The organism is Kribbella sp. NPDC104740, assembly GCF_055583505.1.
Window position 1 is genome coordinate 15331 of sequence record NZ_JBVJNV010000003.1, and the last position, 19061, is coordinate 34391.

Sequence of the window (19061 nt, forward strand, 5' to 3'; positions counted from 1 at the left end):
TGCCAACTGGACTAGATGGGTACTGGGAGTGAGCACCACTCACCCAACGTCACCCCATCCCCCGCCCAGGTGATCGGCCGCGCGCGGCCAGGAAACGGAGGCACAGGATGCGTATCGGCGTCGGAATCGCTCTGGTCACCGCGGGCGCGATCATCGCGTTCGCCGTCCGCGACACCTCGGGCCCGATCGACTTCACCGTGGTCGGCGTCGTCATCATGCTCGCCGGGATCGCCGGCATGTGGCTGTCCTACCGGGTCGCCAACCGCACCCACCCCGAGCACGACGAGGCCGGCATCATCAAGCCGCGCGTCGAGGAGCAGTACAGCACCGAGCCGCACGCGTACCCGCTCGACCACGAGATCGACGTGACCCCGACGGAGTACAAGGACGAGCACCGCTGACCTACCCGATCCCCTCCCGGCGGGCGCATGCTGAGCCTGGGAGGGGTGATCGCGATGACCGATCCGAACCGTGAGGTGCTGGAACGTCTCTGGCCCACCGACGGCGTCCTGGCGCTGTCGGCCGAGGACGAGCACGCGCTGCGCGCCGAGGACTACGTGCTGGAGATGCCACAGTCGGGAGAGCGCCTGGTCGGCCGCGACACGATGCGCGCGCTGCAGTCGGCGTACCCGAACCCGCCGTCGATCGAGATCCAGCGCATCGACGGCGAGGGCGACCACTTCGTGGTGCTCGGGCGCTCGGACTACGGCGGCGACATCTACTACGTCGCGAACGTCGTCGAGTTCCGCGACGGGCAGATCGCGCGCGAGACGCGGATCTACGGCTCGCCGTTCGACCCGCCGGCCTGGCGGGCGCCGTACACGAGTTAGAAGCGCTTCAGCAGGTACTCGCAAGGATCAGCGTGCGTGACCAGAACGGTGCCGTCGGCATCGACCTCGGTCCACTCGTCGATCACCTGCAGGTCGAGCGGCTGATAGCCGAGCCGCGCGTACAGCCGCTTGGCGCCGGCGTTGTTCAGCTCGACACCGAGCCCGATCGTGTCCCGCCGCCACGTTCTCGCGAGCTCCTCGGACGCCGCGATCAGCGCCGAACCGATCCCCGCACCCTGCACGAACGCGTGCAGCCCGTTGATCTCGGTCGGCCCGTACGTCGCGGCGACCTCGGCGTACTTCGAGGTCGCCAGCAGGCTCGTCTGCCCGACGATCTCGCCGCCGTCGTGCGCGAGCAGGAACGCGGCGGCGCCGCTCTCGTGGTCGGTCCAGCGACTCGTCAGGTGCGCGCGCCGGGCCGGTGACTTGGCGATCGCGAGCAACCGGTCGACGTCGGGGCGGGTGGCGGGCCTGATCTCGAGCACGCTTCGACCGTAGCCAACTCTCCGCCCAGCCGCAGCCCGATTACGGCGCGATCCACCAGCTACTTGGCGACCTCGGTCGCGCGGGATTCGCGGACCACCGTGACCCGGATCTGCCCCGGGTAGGTCAGCTCCTCCTCGACCTGCTTGGCGATGTCGCGCGCCATCACCTGCGCGGCGATGTCGTCGACGGCGTCCGGCAGTACCATCACCCGGATCTCACGCCCGGCCTGCATCGCGAACACCTTCTCCACACCGTCGTGGTGCATCGCGATCTCCTCGAGCCGCTCGAGCCGCTGCACGTACGCCTCCAGCGACTCGCGCCGCGCCCCCGGCCGGCCGCCGCTCACCGCGTCCGCCGCCTGGGTCAGCACCGCCTCGACGGTGCGCACCTCGACCTCGTTGTGATGCGCCTCGATGCAGTGCACGACGTCGTCGTTCTCGCCGTACTTGCGGGCCAGGTCGGCCCCGACGATCGCGTGACTGCCCTCCGACTCGTGCGTCAGCGCCTTGCCGATGTCGTGCAGGAACGCGCCGCGCTTGCACAGCTTCGGGTCCAGCCCGAGCTCGGCCGCCATCATCGAGGCGATGTGCGCCGACTCGACCAGGTGCTTGAGCACGTTCTGCCCGTACGACGTCCGGTAGCGCAGCAGCCCCATCGTCCGCACCAGCTCCGGGTGCAGGTCGGTGATCCCGACCTCGGCCATCGCGTCCTCGGCCGCGCGCTCGCACAGCTCGGCGACCTCGCCCTTGCTGCGCTCGTAGATCTCCTCGATCCGGCTCGGGTGGATCCGGCCGTCGAGGACCAGCGAGTCCAGCGTCAGCCGCGCGGTCTCCCGGCGTACGGGGTCGAAGCAGGACAGCAGCACCGCTTCGGGGGTGTCGTCGATGATCAGGTTGACGCCGGTGGTCTGCTCGAAGGACCTGATGTTGCGGCCCTCGCGGCCGATGATCCGGCCCTTCATGTCGTCGCTCGGCAGGTGCACGACCGACACGACCGACTCGCTGGTCTGCTCCGACGCGAGCCGCTGGACGGCGCCGGTGATGATCTTGCGGGCCTTGATCTCGCCCTCGTCCTGGGCCTGGCGCTCGATGTCGCGGACGATCGTGTGCGCGTGCCGCTTGGCCTCGGTCTCCAGCGCGGCGACCAGCTCGGCCTTCGCCTGCTCGCTGGTCAGGTTCGCGACCCCTTCGAGGATCCGGCGCCGTTCGCCCTCCAGGTCGCGGATCTCCGCGCGCTGCCGGTCGAGCTCGGCGAGCTGGCCGGTGAGCTCGTTCTGGCGCTCCTCGATCCCGCGCAGCTGTTCGTCGAGCCGCTCCTCGCGCTCGGTCAGCCGGTGCTCGCGGCGCTCCATCTCCAGCCGCTGCTCGCGCAGGTCGTCGCGGATCGACTGCGCCTCGGTCTCGGCGTCCCGCCGTACGTCGGACGCGCGCTGCTCGGCCTCACGCCGTACCTCCGAGGCCCGGTCCTCGGACTGGCGCCGCACCTCGTCGGCGCGCTGCTCGATCTCCTTCGCGCGCGACTCGGCCTGCCGCCGCAGCTCCTCGGCCCGCTGCTCCGCCTCGCGCTTGACCAGCTCGGCCTGCTGCTCGGACTCCTTCACGCGGGTCCTGAGCAGCGTCGCCTCGTCCTCGGCCTCGCGCCGGATCCGGTCCCCGACCGACTTCGCCTCGGCGACCGCGGTCGCGGCCTCCAGCTTCGCGTTCGCCTCCGCGGCGGCCACCTCGGCGCCCTTGCGCCGGGTCAGCGTCAACCCGATCCAGGCCAGCAACCCGACCACCAGGAGACCGACGACCACCAGCCCGACGGACGTCGCCGTCAGCGGTGCGGCGTACGAGATCACGGCGTACGGCCCGGCCGAAAACTGCGGCACCGGCGTCTCCCCTCATCGAGCCACGCCTCCGGCGTGACCAGCTCTGGTCGAAGGGATCACCACACAGCGGTTCCAGAAGCGGCCGCGGCCACACCGTCGGAGGAGTCGTCCAGCAGACGGTACGCCGGAACGCGCCACCGGGATCTCGCCGCCGTCGCCGATGGCCTTCGTCCCCCGGTGGACGCCGGGTCCGTTCCTATTCGGCGCCGGGCTGCACGCCCACCGCCGACAAGCTCGCAAGAGCTCTGGTCTCGTATCCCCGGACCACGCCTGCGCGCACCCCGGCCTCCGGCCAACCGGCCGATCTCTGCTATGTCATCAACCGTCCGGGTGGACAGTCCCCTTACTGATTCCGAGGCTAAGCGCGCCTCCCCACACGGTCAAGACGGACACACTGCCGCTCGCACCGATCCTGCTACGCCGTCCCTGCAACGCCGGCACCCCGGCCCGGAGGCGCGAACGCCATCCACGGACCGGGGTGCGGCCTTACTCTCGGTACCTCTGGTTAGCGAGGCCCCGGCAGCCCACCGTCCGACGTACCGGTCGCCGTACCACCGGTCTCAGCACCTTCGGTCCGCGACCCGGCCGAACTGGCGTCACTCTCACTCACATCCGGCGCCTCGCCCCCGACGACCGCCCCGGGACCGCTGTCCCCAGCACCTGGGGCCTGCGACCCTGCATCCGGTGCCCCGTCATCGGGCCCGGTCGGCGGCTTCCCCTCGGTCTGCTCCCCGGCCTGCGAGTCGACATAGTTGCCGACCTTCTGCTGCACCGAGTCGACCTTCTCCGCGTACTTGCCCCCGGTCTGCTTGTCGATCAGGTCGCCGGCCTTCTCCACACCTGCCTTGATCTTGTCCGGGTTCTGCTTGACGACGTTCCGGAGCCAGTTCTTCGCCTGTTCCTGGAAATCGTTCATTGCACCCTCCAAAGAGGTGTCAGGGGCGGATCTCAACGAAAATCCCAGCCTACGACCGACGCCAAGCCGGTCTCTCCTTCGGATGACACACCCGTACCCGACACCCGTCAACATCCCTCGCCGTCCACCCCACGCATTGCAACCCGCCCCACCACCCCACCCGAGCCCCCACTTTCCCGCCCCGAACCGCGGAAAATCCCCCTCACCGCCCCTGAAACACCCCACTCCGCAAGTACTCCCGATAAAGCCCCAGCACCACCTCCGTCTGCCCCTGCAACTCCCCCGGCGGATCGTCCACAGCGAAGAACCCAGCCTCGGTCACCTCATCCACCCCCACCCGAACCTCCCCCTCCCAAACCCGAGCCTCGAACAGCAACGCAAAGCAATGCACCCGATCCCCGTTCGGATACGTGATCTCGTGCACCTCAGGCTCCGACAACGACCCGAACGGCACCAGATCCCCCTCCCGAACCCGCAACCCCGCCTCCTCGAACACCTCCCGCACCGCAGTCCCCCGAAAACTCAACCCCGGCTCCGCAGCCCCCGCCGGCACCTCCCACAACCCCGAATCCCGCCGCCGCTGAAACAAAACCCGCGCCCCCTCCCCGACCACCACCACCTGAGCCCCCGGCATCAACAGGAGCTCACTCCCCACCCGCTCCCGCAACTTCCACAGGTAAGACCCGACATATCCCATCCCCCCAGTCTGCCGACCGCCCCGTCCACCCGATCTAGCTCCGTCCGCCCACCTATCCCGCCCACCCCGAGCCCGTTGCTCTGAGCCACGACCACCACCAGTTGCCCTCAGCCACCGCCATCTCCCAGCCCAACACGCGCACCGCCCGGCCGACCACCGCACCGACTCCCCTCGCGCCCACCCGCACTGCCGACCCCGGATGCGCTCCCTCACCTACACAGCTCACCCGACCCGTACCGCCGACCCCAAGGTGCTCCCTCACCCGCACCGCCACCCCAACGCACGCCCCACCGCCCAGAGCCCGGGCACGGACGACCTCGGCTACCTCTCTCGCACCCACCCGCCGCTGCCATCACCACGGCCGCACCACCGATCCACACGCCTTCCGCCACCAAGCCGCACCACCGACCCACACCGCGCCTTCTGCCACACGGCCGCACCACCGACCTGGCCACGCCGTCCGCCACCACGCCAAGCGAGGTCACGTGGTCACAGGCGTGGATAGAGATGACACAGCAGACAGAATGCGCCTCGGAGACAACCTCGGACGCGAGCATCTCGGCGAAAGATCCGCGTCGACAACGCCTGCCCCGTCTTCGCCGCCGCCTTCTCCGCAGCGCCGGGGTGCGATAGCAGCCCAAGGTGCCCGACGTCGCACGTCGTCATGCCTGCACCAGGTTGAGCGTGCCCTGCCCTGCCAGCCGGCGCGCGCCCGCTTCGCCATCAAGTGCCGCCTCGGAACTGAAGCCGCACAAGGCAGCAGCCATAACCGAAGATGATGATGCTGATGCCGTCGTCGATCACGCTCACGTTCGACGTCCCGACGGCAAGGCGCAGGGCGTCGCGTCTGGGCGCCGAGCTGCGCGGAACTCACACGCGCCGTACACCCCGACGCTGCAGCAGGCTGCGAGCCACAAGTCGACGCCATACCCGCAATGCGACACAGCGCAGACAACCCGAACAGCAAGAGCAGCGCCCCGCGTAGGCGACCACCATCGCGCACGTTCGGATCTACTCCGCTTCAAGCCCCGAGTCGTTGAGGAGCGGCAGCTCTTCGTCCGACGCAGCCAGCTCCTGCTTCACCACAGTCATCGCCAACCCACCCGGGTACCCCTTGCGAGCAAGCATTCCGATGAGCCGACGCATAGCCACCTGCCGATCCAGATTCCGCATCGACCGCAACTTCTTGCGAACCAAAGCCCGCGCAGTCTCCTCTTCCTGAGACGAGTCAAGCTCTTCCAACGCATCACGAGCCAGCTCATCGTCCACCCCGCGACGCCGAAGCTCCTGAGCCAACGCCCGCTTGCCAAGCCCCCGCCCACGATGCCTCGACTCAACCCACGCCGTCGCAAACGCAGCATCATTGATCAGCCCAACCTCAGTGAACCGATCAAGCACCTCATCCGCGACCTCGTCAGCGATCTCCCGATCAGCCAGTACGTCGGCCAGCTCAGCCCGAGTCCGCGGCTGCCCCGTCAGCTTGTCGAGCAGAATCGTCCGCGCCACCTGATACGGATCGGCCTCCCGATCCAACGCCGGATCCGCCGGCGTACCCGGCTCGGCCCCATCGCGACCTCCCCGCCGCGACCGCCCACCAAACCCCCGAGTCGGCCGCCGCCCAGACCGCCCACTCCGCCCCGAACCACCCGCGGATTCACTCCCCGACCGGCCAGTCGTCGCAGCCTCACCTCTCGCACGCGCAGCCTCACCACTCCCACGCGCCGCCGAACCACGCCCAGCACCCAAGCGTTCCACCGAGACCTGCTCAGCATCATCGCGTCCCGCCGTCGCACCCGCGCCACCGAGGAGATCCTCTGACGCGCGCTCGGCACCTGCACGTCCCGTGTTCCTGCTGCCACCGCTCGCACTCGCCGCCGAACCACGCCCAGCACCCGAGCGTTCCACCGAAGCCTGCTCGTCACCACCGCGCCCCACCGCCGCACCTGCGCCCCGCAGAGAATCCCGTGACGCAAGCTCAGCATCTACACGCCCCGCGGAGCCACGACCGTCGCCACTACGACTCGCCGCCGCGCTCTCACCAGTACCCGGCGCACCACCACGCCCGGCATCTGCACCTCCCGCCGAGCCTCGCCCTTCGCCACTACGACTCGCCGCGGCGCTGTCATCAATCCCGCGCGCAGCACGCTCACCGCGCCCACGAGCTGCCGCGGTTCGCTCAGCGCCTCCGCGGCTCGCCGAGGCACGGCCGGTGTTCCCGCTTCGCGCCGATGCCCGGGATGAAGTCGATGCCTGCGACGAAGCTGCATCGGACGACTCTTCAGACGGCGGCACATCACCGCGGGAGAAGGTATCCGCAGCGTTGGCGCGGGAGAAGGCGTCCGCATCATGCGCGTCATCAGTCGGCTGTACGACGCCGTCGCCCGATGTACGCGCGCCCCGCAGGCCGCTGCGAGCCTTCGCGGGCTTGGGTTCGAGGTCGTCCCATGGGTCAGCCTCGTCGGCCGGCGCCTGGCGCTTGGAGGTGTTCGAGGTCAGCGAGTCCCACGGGTCCGGCTCGTCGGAGGCCGGGGTCTGGGTGCCGGACGTCGGAGGCACCAAGGAGTCCCACGGGTCGGGCTCTTCCTGAGCGGACGCACGGCGGGACTTCTTCTTGCGAGCTTCTTCTTCGAGCGTGTCCCACGGATCGGGGAGCTCGGGCGCAGACGCGCGAATGCCGGAGACCGCCCCGGAGCGGCGTTCGCTGGTTGGCCAGCCGTCGTCGTCATCGTTGGCGAGTCGGCGTGCCGAAGATTTGCGTGGTGTACGGCGGGCGCTCTCCGACGCCGCCTCTCGCGATGACGTACGGCGCGACGCAGCGCGCCCCTCGACGGGCGGTACGACACCAGCCTCGGCGGCCGGTGTGGCACCGGACGCGGCGGCTGATCCGGCGTCAGCCCCGACAACCGATCCCGCACCAGGCTCGGCGACCGAACCGGCATCTGGCTCGGCGACCGAGTCGGCACCTGGCTCGGCGACCGAGTCGGCACCTGGCTCGGCAGCAGATAGAGCGCTAGCCCCACCGGCCGCTGCGTCTCCAGAGCCGACCGCCTGCGCACCGCCGTACTCGGAGGGCGCACTCGACAGGCCCGCCGCATCGGCGCCTTGAGTCGCCGATGAACGAGCGCCAGCCGCAGGCCGCCCGGCGGCGCCCGATGTAGAACCCTCCGCCCGGTCGGCGTCCGAAGACGCCGACCCAGCGGTAGGCGAGCTGGAGTCCCGCGCATTCTCGGGATCCCAGAGGGTGGAGCCCGTTGGCCCGTTGGCTAGGAGCCGGCGGGCCAACGCCAGTCGCTCGGCCTGGGTGAGGCCGGTGGCGGGCTGGGGGTCAGAAGTCGACATCGACCTCGACCGGCGGCGTGGCGTCGGCCGCGGCGTCGCCGCCCTGGCCGATGCCCATCTTCTCCTTGATCTTCTTCTCCAGCTCGTTGGCCAGGTCGGGGTTGTCGCGCAGGAAGTTGCGCGCGTTCTCGCGGCCCTGGCCGAGCTGGTCGCTCTCGTAGGTGAACCAGGCGCCGGCCTTGCGGACGAAGCCCTGGTCGACGCCAAGGTCCAGCAGGCTGCCTTCGCGGCTGATGCCCTGGCCGTAGATGATGTCGAACTCGGCCTGCTTGAACGGCGGGGCCACCTTGTTCTTCACGACCTTGACCCGGGTCCGGTTGCCGACGAAGTCGGTACCGTCCTTCAGCGACTCGATCCGGCGGACGTCCAGCCGCACCGAGGCGTAGAACTTCAGCGCCTTACCACCGGTCGTGGTCTCCGGGGAGCCGAACATCACGCCGATCTTCTCGCGCAGCTGGTTGATGAAGATCGCGGTCGTGTTGGTCCCGCTGACCGCACCGGTCATCTTCCGCAGCGCCTGGCTCATCAGCCGGGCCTGCAGACCGACGTGGCTGTCACCCATCTCGCCCTCGATCTCGGCGCGCGGCACCAGCGCGGCCACCGAGTCGATCACGACGATGTCGATCGCGCCGGAGCGGATCAGCATGTCGGCGATCTCCAGCGCCTGCTCACCGGAATCCGGCTGGGAGACCAGCAGGGCGTCGGTGTCCACGCCGAGCTTGCGGGCGTAGTCGGGGTCGAGCGCGTGCTCGGCGTCGATGAAGGCGGCGATGCCGCCGGCCCGCTGGGCGTTGGCGACGGCGTGCAGCGCGACGGTCGTCTTACCCGAGGACTCCGGACCGTAGATCTCCACCACGCGACCGCGCGGCAGACCACCGATCCCGAGCGCGATGTCGAGCGCGATCGACCCGGTCGGGATGACCTCGATCGGCGCCTTGCCCTGCTCACCCAGCCGCATCACGGAGCCCTTGCCGCACTGCCGCTCGATCTGCGTCAGCGCGGTCGCCAGCGCCTTCTCGCGATCCGCCGCGGCCCGCTCCGCACTCGCTGCTGCACCAGCCATCTGACTGCCACCTGACCCATCTAGTCGTTTCGGGCCGCTGTCCCAGCCGCCCGGAGGAATTTCGTTGTCGTCAGAGAAGGTATGGGTTCGCACCGACAATTTCCGGAGCCGTCCTGAATCTGTGGACAACCCGGGCCTCGTCCAGCGAATCCCGTACGGCACAAAATAACCCGAACACGTGTTCGAACCACAACTGACACGCCGACAACTCCCGAGAACCCGCCGGCGCCTACGCTGACCAGCGTGACCGACCGTCCCGACGTCCCCGACTCCGCCGTCGTCCTCGCGCTCAGCCGGGTCGAGTTCGGCATCGACTCGGTGCTCGACGCGCTCCGCACGCAGGACCCCTTCGGCATCCGCACCACCCTGGCCGAGTACTCCGCCCAGGAGCAGCCGAACCTGGCCGAGAAGGCGCTGATCGTGGCCATCGACCGCCTGCTCCAGATGAAGGTACCCGGCCACGCGGAGTGGCCGACGCTCCCGCTGGCCAAGCGCTGCGACTGGTGGGTCGACCGGCTCGGCGGGTTCGCCGCAGTGGTCGCCGGGCTCCCCCGGCTCAGCGGCGCGGCCGCCGACGCGCTCCCGATCAAGGACACCCTCGGCGCCGCCGTACAGGCCATGGTGATCGGCGCCGTCTGCCGCGAGTACGGCGTAGAAGCGCATGCCGACCGTACGGCGATCATCGCGCGCGTCCTGACCAACCGGCCGATCACACCGGACGACGTACTCCGGTACGACGACCCGACCGAGGCCGGCCAGGACGTCGCCAAGCAGCTGGGGCTCGGCGACGAGTCGGAGGAGCGCGGCCTGCGCCAGGGCGTGCGGCTGGTCTGGCGGATCTCCAAGCTGCTCGGCGGCCTCGGCGAGGTCTTCGAGGACCGCCCGCGCGGCAGCCTGGGCGCCCGGGCCATCGGCAAGCTCCCGGCGGTCGGCGTGGTCGGCGGCTTCTTCGACGAGCGCAAGGGCATCAAGAAGGCCGCGTACGCCGCCGCGGACCTGCTGACCAACAGCTCCTTCCGCGTCAAACCGGTCTGAACGCCTGTCCGAGCCGTGTCCGCCCTGGAATGATCAGGACATGAGCTCGTCGATCACCATCGTCCGCCCGGACCCCACCTGGGCCGCGCAGTTCGAGAAGACGGCCGACGCCGTCCGCCGGATCGTCGGCGACACCGTGATCCGCGTCGACCACATCGGGTCGACCGCCGTCCCCGGCCTGGCGTCCAAGGACGTGCTCGACATCCAGGCGACGGTCGCGGGCGAGCCGCAGCTCGACGACGCCGCCGAGCTGCTCGTCGGCGCCGACTGGGAGCTCAGGCCGCCACGCCGCGACCACCCGGTGCCCGGGCTGCCGCCCGAGGAGCTGCAGTGGGTCAAGCGCCTCGTCGTCGAGCCCATGTACCGCCGCCGGGTGAACCTGCACATCCGCGTCGAGGGCCACGCGAACCAGCGGTACGCACTGCTCTTCCGCGACTACCTGCGAGCGCACCCCGACACAGCAGCGGCGTACGGCGCGTTCAAGCAGCGCGCCGCGGCGCTGCCGTTCGACAACGTGGGCGACTACGCCGACCTCAAGGACCCGGTCTGCGACCTGATCTACCTCCCGGCCGAGGAGTGGGCGGCCCGGACTGGCTGGACGCCGTAGCGTGATCGCAGTACTACTCCGGGCTCGTTGACGCCCCCTACGGCAGCAGGGACGCTGAATTCGGGGGTGCCGCCGTCGTTGACCCGACGTACGGCGGGCGGGCGGTTGCCCCCAGGGGGCGTGATCTCGGATGAGCGGAACCGGCCGGCTGGCGGCGCTGCCGTGCGGCAAGGTGTCCAAGTGGGTCGTGCTGGTGCTGTGGATCGCCGCGATCGCGGTGTCCTTCGGTCCGGCCGGCAAGCTGACAGGGGCTCAGGACAACGACGCCGTGTCGTGGCTGCCCGGCAACGCGGAGTCCACCGAGGTGCTGCAGGCAACGGCCCGGTTCTCCTCACCGGACGAGATCCCGGCCGTGCTGGTGTACGAGCGCTCATCCGGGCTGACTCCTGCTGACCAGCAGGCCGTTGCAGCGCACGTCACGGCGTACGGCGAACTGGAGGGCGTAGACAGAGAGGTAGTCGGCCCGATCCCGTCGGAGGACGGTCAGGCGCTGCAGGTGCTCGTGCCGATCAACGCTGGCTCCGGCGGCTGGGAGGTGCTCGGTGAGCGCGCTGCTGAGCTCCGGGAGATCGCCGCTGATCGCCCTGACGGGCTGAGCTTCCACATCACCGGGCCCGGCGGGACAGCTGCCGACTCTCAGAAAGCGTTCGAGGGGATCGACGGCAAGCTGCTCTATTCGGCGGGCGCGGTGGTCATCGTGATCCTGCTGCTGACCTACCGCAGCCCGGTGCTCTGGCTGCTCCCGCTGATCTCAGCGGGCACCGCCCTGTTCGCAGCACAGGCCGTGGTCTACCTCCTGGCGACCAGAGCCGACCTGACGGTCAACGCACAGAGCGCAGGAATCCTTACTGTGCTGGTGTTCGGCGCCGGTACGGACTACGCCCTGCTGCTCGTCGCGCGCTACCGGGAAGAGCTCCGTCGACATCAGGACCGCCACGAGGCCATGGCGTTCGCGCTGCATCGCTCCGGCCCGGCCATCGTTGCCTCTGGCTCCACAGTGGTCGCCGGGATGCTCTGTTTGCTGCTGGCCTCGATGAACTCGACCAGCGGGCTCGGTCCGGTCGCGGCAGTCGGCATCGTCGTTGCCCTGCTGGCCATGCTGACGCTGCTGCCCGCGCTGCTCGTCATCTGCGGCCGCTGGGTCTTCTGGCCGCTCCGGCCGGCGTACGGGTCGGAGGACCACACCGAGACGAGCGTCTGGGGTCGCATCGGTCGCCGGATTGCTGTGCGGCCGCGGCTGACGTGGGTGACGACCACTGTCCTGCTGGGCGCAGCAGCACTCGGCATGCTGTCCCTGAACCCGGACGGGCTCTCGAACGAGGAGTCCTTCACCGGTACGCCGGACTCCGTCATCGGCGAGCGCATCGTCGCCGCACACTTCCCTGCCGGCGCTGGCAACCCGCTGGTCGTCGTCAGCAACGCGGACCAGGCCGCTAGCGTCAGTGCTGCCCTCAGGTCGACACCGGGCGTTGCTGCCGTCGCTGAGCCGCAGTCGGCGGAGGGGGTCGCCTACATCGAGGGGACGCTGCAGGACCCAGCAGACAGCCAGGCGGCGAAGGACACCGTCGACCGGGCGCGCGCAGCCGTCCACGCCGTACCTGGTGCGGACGCACTCGTCGGCGGCGGTACGGCGATCCTGCTGGACACTCAGCGGGCTGCTGCCCACGACAACAAGGTGATCATCCCCGTCGTACTGGCTGTGGTGCTGCTGATCCTGGCGCTGCTGCTGCGGTCGCTGCTGGCACCTGTGCTGCTCGTGGCGACCGTCGTGCTGTCGTTCGGGGCCGCGCTCGGCATCAGCTCGCTGGTCTTCCACCACGTGCTCGGGTTCGAGGGAGCGGACACGTCGCTGCCTCTGTTCGTCTTCGTGTTCCTGGTGGCGCTGGGCATCGACTACAACATCTTCCTGATGACCCGTGTGCACGAGGAGGCCAAGCAGCACGGCACCCGGCGCGGTGCGCTCATCGGGGTCGCGGCGACCGGCGGGGTGATCACGTCGGCGGGACTGGTGCTGGCGGGGACGTTCGCCGTACTGGCGACGCTGCCGCTGGTGGCGTTCGCCGAGATCGGGATCGCTGTGGCACTGGGCGTGCTGCTGGACACGATCGTGGTCCGGTCGGTGCTGGTGACCGCGCTGAACCTGGACATCGGCCGGCACCTATGGTGGCCGAGCAAGCTCGCTCAGAAGCGTGATCCCGAACCGGAGACGTCGGTGCGCGAGCCGGAGACGACTCTGGCGAGCAGCTAGGTTCTGCTGCTCGCCACACGTGTCAGCGCTCGCTGGGTGGTAGCTGGAGGTGCGACCAGACGGCCCGCCAGACCGTCTTGGCGTGCTCGCCCTCGGCCAGCGCCTCGGCGACCGTACGCCCGCCGAGACCGCTGATCACCTGGGTCTCGGCCCAGGTCCTCGAGTACGACGCGCCGAGCGCGTGGTCCATCCGTTCCCAGAACTCGGTGAGCCTCATGCCCGCCCGTCATCCTGCGGCGGGCGGCCCCATCCAGGCTGCTGCCCCTGCTGCGGCGGCTGACCCTGCTGAGGAGGCTGACCCTGCTGGGGCGGCGGCTGCTGGCCCTGCTGCGGGGGCTGACCCCAGCCACCCTGCTGCGGAGGCTGCTGCTGGTGCGGCGGCTGACCCCAGCCCTGCCCGCCCTGCTGAGGCGGCGGCTGCTGCTGCCCGCCCCACTGGCCGGGCTGACCCTGCTGAGGCTGTCCGGGGTACTGCGGCTGGCCCGGGTACTGCGGACCGCCAGGAGGCCCGTATTGCGGACCAGGCTGACCGTACGGCCCCGGCTGCTGCCCGTACTGACCAGGACCGCCCTGCGGGCCGCCGTACTGACCGGGACCCTGCGGGCCCCACTGACCCGGCTGCGGCTGACCCGGGTACTGCCCGTACTGCCCACCGCCTGGGTACTGCTGCTGCTTCTTCTTGCCACGCAGGACGAAGAACACCACCGCGGCCACGGCCAGGAGCACCAGCACGGCGATCAGCACGATCGCCCAGATCGGGAACGCGCTGCCGGCCTCGGAGGTCAGCGAGACCTTGCCGAGCTTGTCCAGGCTGTCGTACGTCGCCGTCCGGCCGCTGATCTGCGCGCCGTCGTCGTGCTCGAGGATCTTGCCCGGCATCGTGATCTTGAACTTGACCACCGGCTGGACGCTCGACGGGATCTGGCCGCCCAGGTTCGCGTCCTTGACGCTGACGACGAACTTGTCGCCGTCCTTGCGGAAGCCGACCCCGCCGGCCGTCGACGACCCCATGTCGCTGAACGGGACGTTGTCGAAGCTGCAGTCCGAGCCGACGTAGCTGTCGTCCTCGTACGGCTTGCAGGTGACGCCGGCGGTCGCCGTCTTCTTGATCTGCTCGTCGACCTGCTTGCGGATGGCGTCCAGCGACTGGCCGCTGGACTCGACCAGCTTCTTGTCGACACCGATCTTCATGGACCCCGAGACGGTCTCGTCGGAGTTCACCTTCAGGTCGGCGTCGAGGTTCACGCACCCGGTCAGCCCGACCAGGCACGCCCCGAGCACGAGCGCCATGCGCAAGCGGTTCTTCATGACACCGATCATTCCAGACCAGGGGGACAGAACGTGTCCGGGCGGGTACCTGAGGCGTCTGACCGGAAACTGTCGGAGGGACCCGGCAAGATGGTGAACGTGCAGAAGTCCACCGCGTTGAGCCGCTTCTCGCCCGCGACCCGGGCGTGGTTCGGCGACGTCTTCGAAGCGGCCACCCCGGCCCAGCTCGAGGCGTGGGACGCGATCACCGCGGGCCGGGACGCGCTGGTGGTCGCGCCGACCGGTTCGGGCAAGACGCTGGCGGCGTTCCTGTGGGCGCTGGACCGGCTGGCCAGCACTCCCCCGCCCGACGACCCCAAGCTGCGCTGCCGGGTGCTCTACGTCTCGCCGCTGAAGGCGCTCGCGGTCGACGTCGAGCGGAACCTGCGCGCCCCGCTGATCGGGATCCGTGAGACCGCGCGCCGGCTGGGTGAGGCGCCGGGCGACGTCGAGGTCGCGGTGCGGTCCGGGGACACGCCCGCGAGCGAACGGCAGCGGTTCGCGCGGCGGCCGTCCGACGTACTGATCACCACGCCGGAGTCGCTGTTCCTGATGATGACGTCGCAGGCGCGGGAGTCGCTGCGCGGAGTCGAGACGGTGATCGTCGACGAGGTGCACGCGGTCGCCGGGACCAAGCGCGGCGCGCACATGGCGCTGACGCTCGAGCGGCTCGACGCGCTGCTGCCCAAGCCCGCCCAGCGGATCGGGCTGTCGGCAACGGTCCGGCCGGTCGAGGAGATCGCCCGGTTCCTCGGCGGCGAGCGGCCGGTGACCGTGGTCCAGCCCAAGTTCACCAAGCAGTGGGACCTGAGCGTCGTCGTACCGGTCGAGGACATGGCCGAGCTGGCGAGCACGGAGATCGAGACGTCGGGTTCGGCCGCCGGTCCACCGCAGCACGCGTCGATCTGGCCGCACGTCGAGGAGCACGTCTTCGACCTGATCTCCACGCACCGCTCGACGATCGTCTTCTCGAACTCACGCCGCCTGGCCGAGCGGCTCACCGCGCGGCTCAACGAGATCGCCGCCGAGCGGGCCGAGCTGGAGCTCGCCGAGGCGGGTTCACCGGCGCAGGTGATGGCGCAGTCGGGGGCCTCCCTGGCCGCGCCACCGCTGATCGCGCGGGCGCACCACGGCTCGGTGAGCAAGGAGCAGCGGGCGCTGATCGAGGCCGATCTGAAGTCCGGGCGGCTGCCGTGCGTGGTCGCGACGAGCAGTCTCGAGCTGGGCATCGACATGGGCGCGGTCGACCTGGTGATCCAGGTCGAGGCGCCGCCGTCGGTCGCGAGTGGGTTGCAGCGGGTCGGGCGCGCCGGTCACCAGGTGGGTGCGACGTCGCGCGGCGTGCTGTTCCCGAAGTTCCGTGGCGACCTGGTCGACACGGCCGTCGTGGTGCAGCGGATGCGCGACGGACTGATCGAGAGCCTGCACATCCCAGCCAACCCGCTCGACGTGCTGGCGCAGCAGATCGTCTCCATCGTCGCGCTCGACACGATCGACGTCGACGAGCTGTACAACCTCGTACGCCGGTGCGCCCCGTTCGCGACGCTGCCGCGTTCGGCGTACGACGGCGTGCTCGACATGTTGTCGGGGCGCTACCCGTCGGACGAGTTCGCCGAGCTCCGGCCGAGGATCGTGTTCGACCGGGTCAGCGGCGAGATCTCCGGTCGCCCAGGCGCGCAGCGGCTCGCGGTGACCAGCGGCGGCACGATCCCGGACCGCGGGCTGTTCGGCGTCTTCCTGGTCGGCGAGTCGACGAACCATCGGGTCGGCGAGCTGGACGAGGAGATGGTCTACGAGTCGCGGGTCGGCGACGTGTTCACGCTCGGCGCGTCCAGCTGGCGGATCGAGGACATCACCCACGACCGGGTGCTGGTCTCCCCCGCGCCTGGCCAGCCCGGGCGGTTGCCGTTCTGGAAGGGCGACGCGGTGGGCCGGCCGGCCGAGCTCGGTGCGGCGACCGGCGCGTTCGTGCGGACGATGGCGTCGCTCTCGCCCGCCAAGGCGATCAAACGGGCGCGCGACGCGGGGCTCGACGAGTACGCGGCGAACAACCTGGTGGCGTACCTCGGCGAGCAGCGCGAGGCGACCAGCCGGGTGCCCGACGACGTGACGATCGTGGTCGAGCGGTTCCGCGACGAGCTGGGCGACTGGCGGGTCTGCATCCATTCGCCGTACGGCGGGCAGGTGCACGGCCCGTGGGCGCTGGCGATCGCCGCCCGGCTGCGCGAGCGGTACGGGATGGACGCCCAGTCGGTTTCGGGTGACGACGGGATCGTGCTCCGGTTGCCGGAGACCGACGAGCCGCCGCCGGGCGCGGATCTCGTGCTGTTCGACCCGACCGAGATCGAGGATCTGGTGACCGCGGAGGTCGGCGGGTCCGCGCTGTTCGCGGCACGTTTCCGCGAGTGTGCCGCGCGGGCGTTGCTGCTGCCGCGGCGCAATCCGGGCAAGCGGTCGCCGTTGTGGCAACAGCGGCAGCGGTCGGCGCAGCTGCTGAGCGTTGCCAGCAAGTACGGGTCGTTCCCGATCGTGCTGGAGACGCTGCGCGAGGTGCTGCAGGACGTCTACGACTTGAGCGCGCTGAAGGATCTGCTGACCGGGATCGGTGAGCGCCGGATCTCGGTCGTCGAGGTGGAGACCCCGGAGGCGTCGCCGTTCGCGAAGTCGCTGCTCTTCGGGTACGTGGGCGCCTTCATGTACGAGGGCGACGCGCCGCTGGCCGAGAAGCGAGCGGCCGCGCTGGCGCTCGATCAGAGCTTGCTGGCCGAGCTGCTGGGCCGGACGGAGCTGCGGGAGCTGCTCGACGCCGAGGTCGTACTGCGGACCGAGGCCGAGCTGCAGCGGCTGGCCGAGGATCGTCGGGCGCGCAACGCGGAGGGACTGTTCGACGTACTGCGACTGGTCGGGCCGTTGTCGGTGCACGAAGCCGGTCAGCGGTGCGTTGACGGGTCGGATGCGGAGGCGTGGCTGACGGAGCTGGCGGCGGCTCGGCGGGTGGTTCGGGTTCGGATCGCGGGCGAGCATCGGTGGGCTGTCGTCGAGGACGTTGCACGGCTGCGCGATGCGCTCGGCGTACCGGTGCCTCCTGGCGTGGCCGAGGCCCATGCCGAATCGGTTGCTGATCCTCTAGGTGATCTCGTCTCGCGCTATGCGCGGACGCACGGACCGTTCCGGGCGGTGGATCTGGCGACTCATCTCGGCATCGGCGTCGCGGTGGTGACGGATGCGCTGCGGCGGCTCGGTGCTGCCGGCCGGGTGGTCGAGGGAGAGTTCCTGCCGGGTGGCATCGCGATGGAGTGGTGCGACAGCGAGATCCTCCGGCTGCTGCGGCGGCGGTCGCTGGCCACGCTGCGCAAGGAGGTCGAGCCGGTCGAGCCTGCTGCGCTGGCGCGGTTCCTGCCTGCCTGGCAAGGGATCACGAGCAGTCGCGGTCGCGGGTACGACGTACTGCTCGGCGCGATCGAGCAGTTGGCAGGATGTGCTGTGCCAGGATCGGCGCTGGAGTCGATCGTGCTGCCAGCGCGCGTGCCTGGATATCAGCCGTCGATGCTCGACGAGCTGACCGCGACGGGTGAGGTGATCTGGGCGGGGTCGGGTTCGCTGCCGGGGACTGATGGCTGGGTCTCGCTGCATCTGGCGGACAACTGCGATCTGACGCTGCCTGATCCGGATCCATCGCTCGAGCTCGGCGAGACGCATCAGGCGGTGCTGGATGCGTTGTCGGGTGGTGGCGCGTTCTTCTTCCGTCAGCTCAGCGATGCAGTCGGCGCTGCGAACGGAGTGGTGGATGACGAGACGATGGTCGGGATCCTGTGGGATCTCGTGTGGGCCGGGCATCTGACCAACGACACGTTGGCGCCGGTGCGTGCGTTGGTGAGCGGAGGTCGCGGGAGTCACAAGACGCGACGGGCGACGCCACGTGCCCGGCCCGGGCGCGCGCCACGGCCGGGGCGTCCGTCGATGCCGGCGCGGAGTGGTCCGCCGACGGCTGGTGGGCGCTGGTCGCTGCTGCCGGAGCGCAGCGAGGACGCGACCCGTCGGGCGCACGCGGCGGCCGAGACGCTGCTCGATCGGTACGGGATCGTCACGCGCGGCTCGGTGATCACCGAGCGGACGCCTGGTGGGTTCGCGGCCGTCTACAAGGTTCTGAGCGCCTTCGAGGAGTCGGGGCGTTGCCGGCGTGGGTACTTCGTGGCTGGGCTGGGAGCGGCGCAGTTCGCGCTTCCTGGCGCTGTCGATCGACTACGGGCGCTCGCTGACGGCGCGCCGGGCGGCGGACGCGAGGACTCGGCGGCGCGCGCCGTCGTACTGGCTGCTTCGGATCCTGCGAACCCGTACGGCGCTGCGCTGCCGTGGCCCGAGCGGGAGAACGCGGGCGGGCATCGGCCCGGGCGGAAGGCGGGCGCGCTGGTCGTGCTCGTCGACGGGAAGCTGATCGTGTACGTCGAGCGTGGCGGGCGGACGGTGCTGAGCTTCACCGAGGATCCGGAGATGCTGCAGCCGGGCGTCGACGCGCTCGCGCTCGCGATCAGGGACGGGCACCTCGGCAAGCTGAGCGTCGAGACCGCGGACGGCGAGCAGGTGCGGCACACGGCGTTCGGCGACGCGCTCGCGAAGGCGGGCTTCCACGCGACGCCGCGCGGGCTGCGGCTGCGCGTCTGA

At 70.2% G+C, this 19061-nt stretch carries 14 protein-coding genes; 6 read left to right on the forward strand and 8 right to left on the reverse strand.

The genetic code is table 11. The features are described 5' to 3' along the window. Positions 1-107: 107 nt before the first annotated feature. Together ACZ6Z4_RS16185 and ACZ6Z4_RS16190 are read left to right on the forward strand one after the other, a co-directional pair. Complete coding sequence (locus tag ACZ6Z4_RS16185; RefSeq protein ID WP_465563867.1) at positions 108-401, forward strand: DUF6458 family protein; 294 nt, start codon at positions 108-110, stop codon at positions 399-401. Between the two features lie 54 nt (positions 402-455). Next, positions 456-830 carry a nuclear transport factor 2 family protein gene (locus ACZ6Z4_RS16190; RefSeq protein ID WP_465563870.1) on the forward strand — a complete coding sequence of 125 codons (375 nt, stop codon included), beginning with the start codon at positions 456-458 and terminating at the stop codon, positions 828-830. Here the strand turns inward: ACZ6Z4_RS16190 and ACZ6Z4_RS16195 are convergent. The 6 genes from ACZ6Z4_RS16195 to recA form a co-directional block, all read right to left on the reverse strand. Continuing rightward, positions 827-1315 (reverse strand): GNAT family N-acetyltransferase, encoded by a 489-nt coding sequence (locus ACZ6Z4_RS16195; RefSeq protein WP_465563873.1) that lies wholly within the window; start codon positions 1313-1315, stop codon positions 827-829. The genes ACZ6Z4_RS16190 and ACZ6Z4_RS16195 overlap by 4 nt on opposite strands. A gap of 59 nt (positions 1316-1374) precedes the next feature. Continuing rightward, positions 1375-3186, reverse strand: a complete 1812-nt coding sequence (rny, locus tag ACZ6Z4_RS16200) for a ribonuclease Y (protein ID WP_465563876.1) — start codon at positions 3184-3186, stop codon at positions 1375-1377. Between the two features lie 505 nt (positions 3187-3691). Then, positions 3692-4102 (reverse strand): antitoxin, encoded by a 411-nt coding sequence (locus tag ACZ6Z4_RS16205; RefSeq protein ID WP_465563879.1) that lies wholly within the window; start codon positions 4100-4102, stop codon positions 3692-3694. Between the two features lie 202 nt (positions 4103-4304). Beyond that, positions 4305-4799, reverse strand: coding sequence for an NUDIX domain-containing protein (locus ACZ6Z4_RS16210; RefSeq protein ID WP_465563882.1), 495 nt, complete (start codon positions 4797-4799; stop codon positions 4305-4307). 1011 nt (positions 4800-5810) lie between these two features. Continuing rightward, on the reverse strand, positions 5811-6332 hold the full coding sequence (locus tag ACZ6Z4_RS16215) for a regulatory protein RecX (RefSeq protein ID WP_363670655.1): 522 nt from the start codon (positions 6330-6332) through the stop codon (positions 5811-5813). Between the two features lie 1792 nt (positions 6333-8124). Next, positions 8125-9201 carry a recombinase RecA gene (gene recA, locus ACZ6Z4_RS16220; RefSeq protein WP_465563886.1) on the reverse strand — a complete coding sequence of 359 codons (1077 nt, stop codon included), beginning with the start codon at positions 9199-9201 and terminating at the stop codon, positions 8125-8127. Between the two features lie 243 nt (positions 9202-9444). Here recA and ACZ6Z4_RS16225 point away from each other — a divergent pair, with 243 nt between their 5' ends. The 3 genes from ACZ6Z4_RS16225 to ACZ6Z4_RS16235 all read left to right on the forward strand — a co-directional run bounded on the left by ACZ6Z4_RS16225 (position 9445) and on the right by ACZ6Z4_RS16235 (position 13091). Beyond that, the gene (locus tag ACZ6Z4_RS16225; protein ID WP_465563889.1) at positions 9445-10236 is read left to right on the forward strand and encodes a hypothetical protein; all 792 of its coding nucleotides are present in this window, start codon (positions 9445-9447) and stop codon (positions 10234-10236) included. 40 nt (positions 10237-10276) lie between these two features. Beyond that, the gene (locus ACZ6Z4_RS16230) at positions 10277-10843 is read left to right on the forward strand and encodes a GrpB family protein (RefSeq protein ID WP_465563892.1); all 567 of its coding nucleotides are present in this window, start codon (positions 10277-10279) and stop codon (positions 10841-10843) included. A gap of 130 nt (positions 10844-10973) precedes the next feature. Beyond that, positions 10974-13091 (forward strand): MMPL family transporter, encoded by a 2118-nt coding sequence (locus tag ACZ6Z4_RS16235; RefSeq protein ID WP_465563895.1) that lies wholly within the window; start codon positions 10974-10976, stop codon positions 13089-13091. A 22-nt stretch (positions 13092-13113) separates the two neighbouring features. On the opposite strand, the gene ACZ6Z4_RS16240 is transcribed toward ACZ6Z4_RS16235, so the two are convergent. Further along, positions 13114-13308, reverse strand: a complete 195-nt coding sequence (locus ACZ6Z4_RS16240; protein WP_363670665.1) for a DUF3046 domain-containing protein — start codon at positions 13306-13308, stop codon at positions 13114-13116. After that, entirely contained in the window at positions 13305-14399 is a 1095-nt protein-coding gene (locus tag ACZ6Z4_RS16245; protein WP_465563900.1) for an LppM family (lipo)protein, read from the reverse strand. The genes ACZ6Z4_RS16240 and ACZ6Z4_RS16245 overlap by 4 nt, the downstream gene beginning before the upstream one ends. Before the next feature lie 90 nt (positions 14400-14489). Here ACZ6Z4_RS16245 and ACZ6Z4_RS16250 point away from each other — a divergent pair, with 90 nt between their 5' ends. After that, positions 14490-19061: an ATP-dependent helicase gene (locus ACZ6Z4_RS16250; RefSeq protein ID WP_465563903.1), complete on the forward strand. Its 4572-nt coding sequence runs from the start codon at positions 14490-14492 to the stop codon at positions 19059-19061.

Excerpts from the sequence above, each read along its gene's own strand:
- ACZ6Z4_RS16250 (WP_465563903.1), top strand. The coding sequence starts at position 14,490 with ATGGTGAACGTGCAGAAGTCCACCGCGTTGAGCCGCTTCTCGCCCGCG.
- ACZ6Z4_RS16205 (WP_465563879.1), bottom strand. The coding sequence starts at position 4,102 with ATGAACGATTTCCAGGAACAGGCGAAGAACTGGCTCCGGAACGTCGTC.
- ACZ6Z4_RS16235 (WP_465563895.1), top strand. The coding sequence starts at position 10,974 with ATGAGCGGAACCGGCCGGCTGGCGGCGCTGCCGTGCGGCAAGGTGTCC.
- ACZ6Z4_RS16230 (WP_465563892.1), top strand. The coding sequence starts at position 10,277 with ATGAGCTCGTCGATCACCATCGTCCGCCCGGACCCCACCTGGGCCGCG.
- ACZ6Z4_RS16245 (WP_465563900.1), bottom strand. The coding sequence starts at position 14,399 with ATGAAGAACCGCTTGCGCATGGCGCTCGTGCTCGGGGCGTGCCTGGTC.
- ACZ6Z4_RS16240 (WP_363670665.1), bottom strand. The coding sequence starts at position 13,308 with ATGAGGCTCACCGAGTTCTGGGAACGGATGGACCACGCGCTCGGCGCG.
- ACZ6Z4_RS16190 (WP_465563870.1), top strand. The coding sequence starts at position 456 with ATGACCGATCCGAACCGTGAGGTGCTGGAACGTCTCTGGCCCACCGAC.
- recA (WP_465563886.1), bottom strand. The coding sequence starts at position 9,201 with ATGGCTGGTGCAGCAGCGAGTGCGGAGCGGGCCGCGGCGGATCGCGAG.
- ACZ6Z4_RS16210 (WP_465563882.1), bottom strand. The coding sequence starts at position 4,799 with ATGGGATATGTCGGGTCTTACCTGTGGAAGTTGCGGGAGCGGGTGGGG.
- ACZ6Z4_RS16185 (WP_465563867.1), top strand. The coding sequence starts at position 108 with ATGCGTATCGGCGTCGGAATCGCTCTGGTCACCGCGGGCGCGATCATC.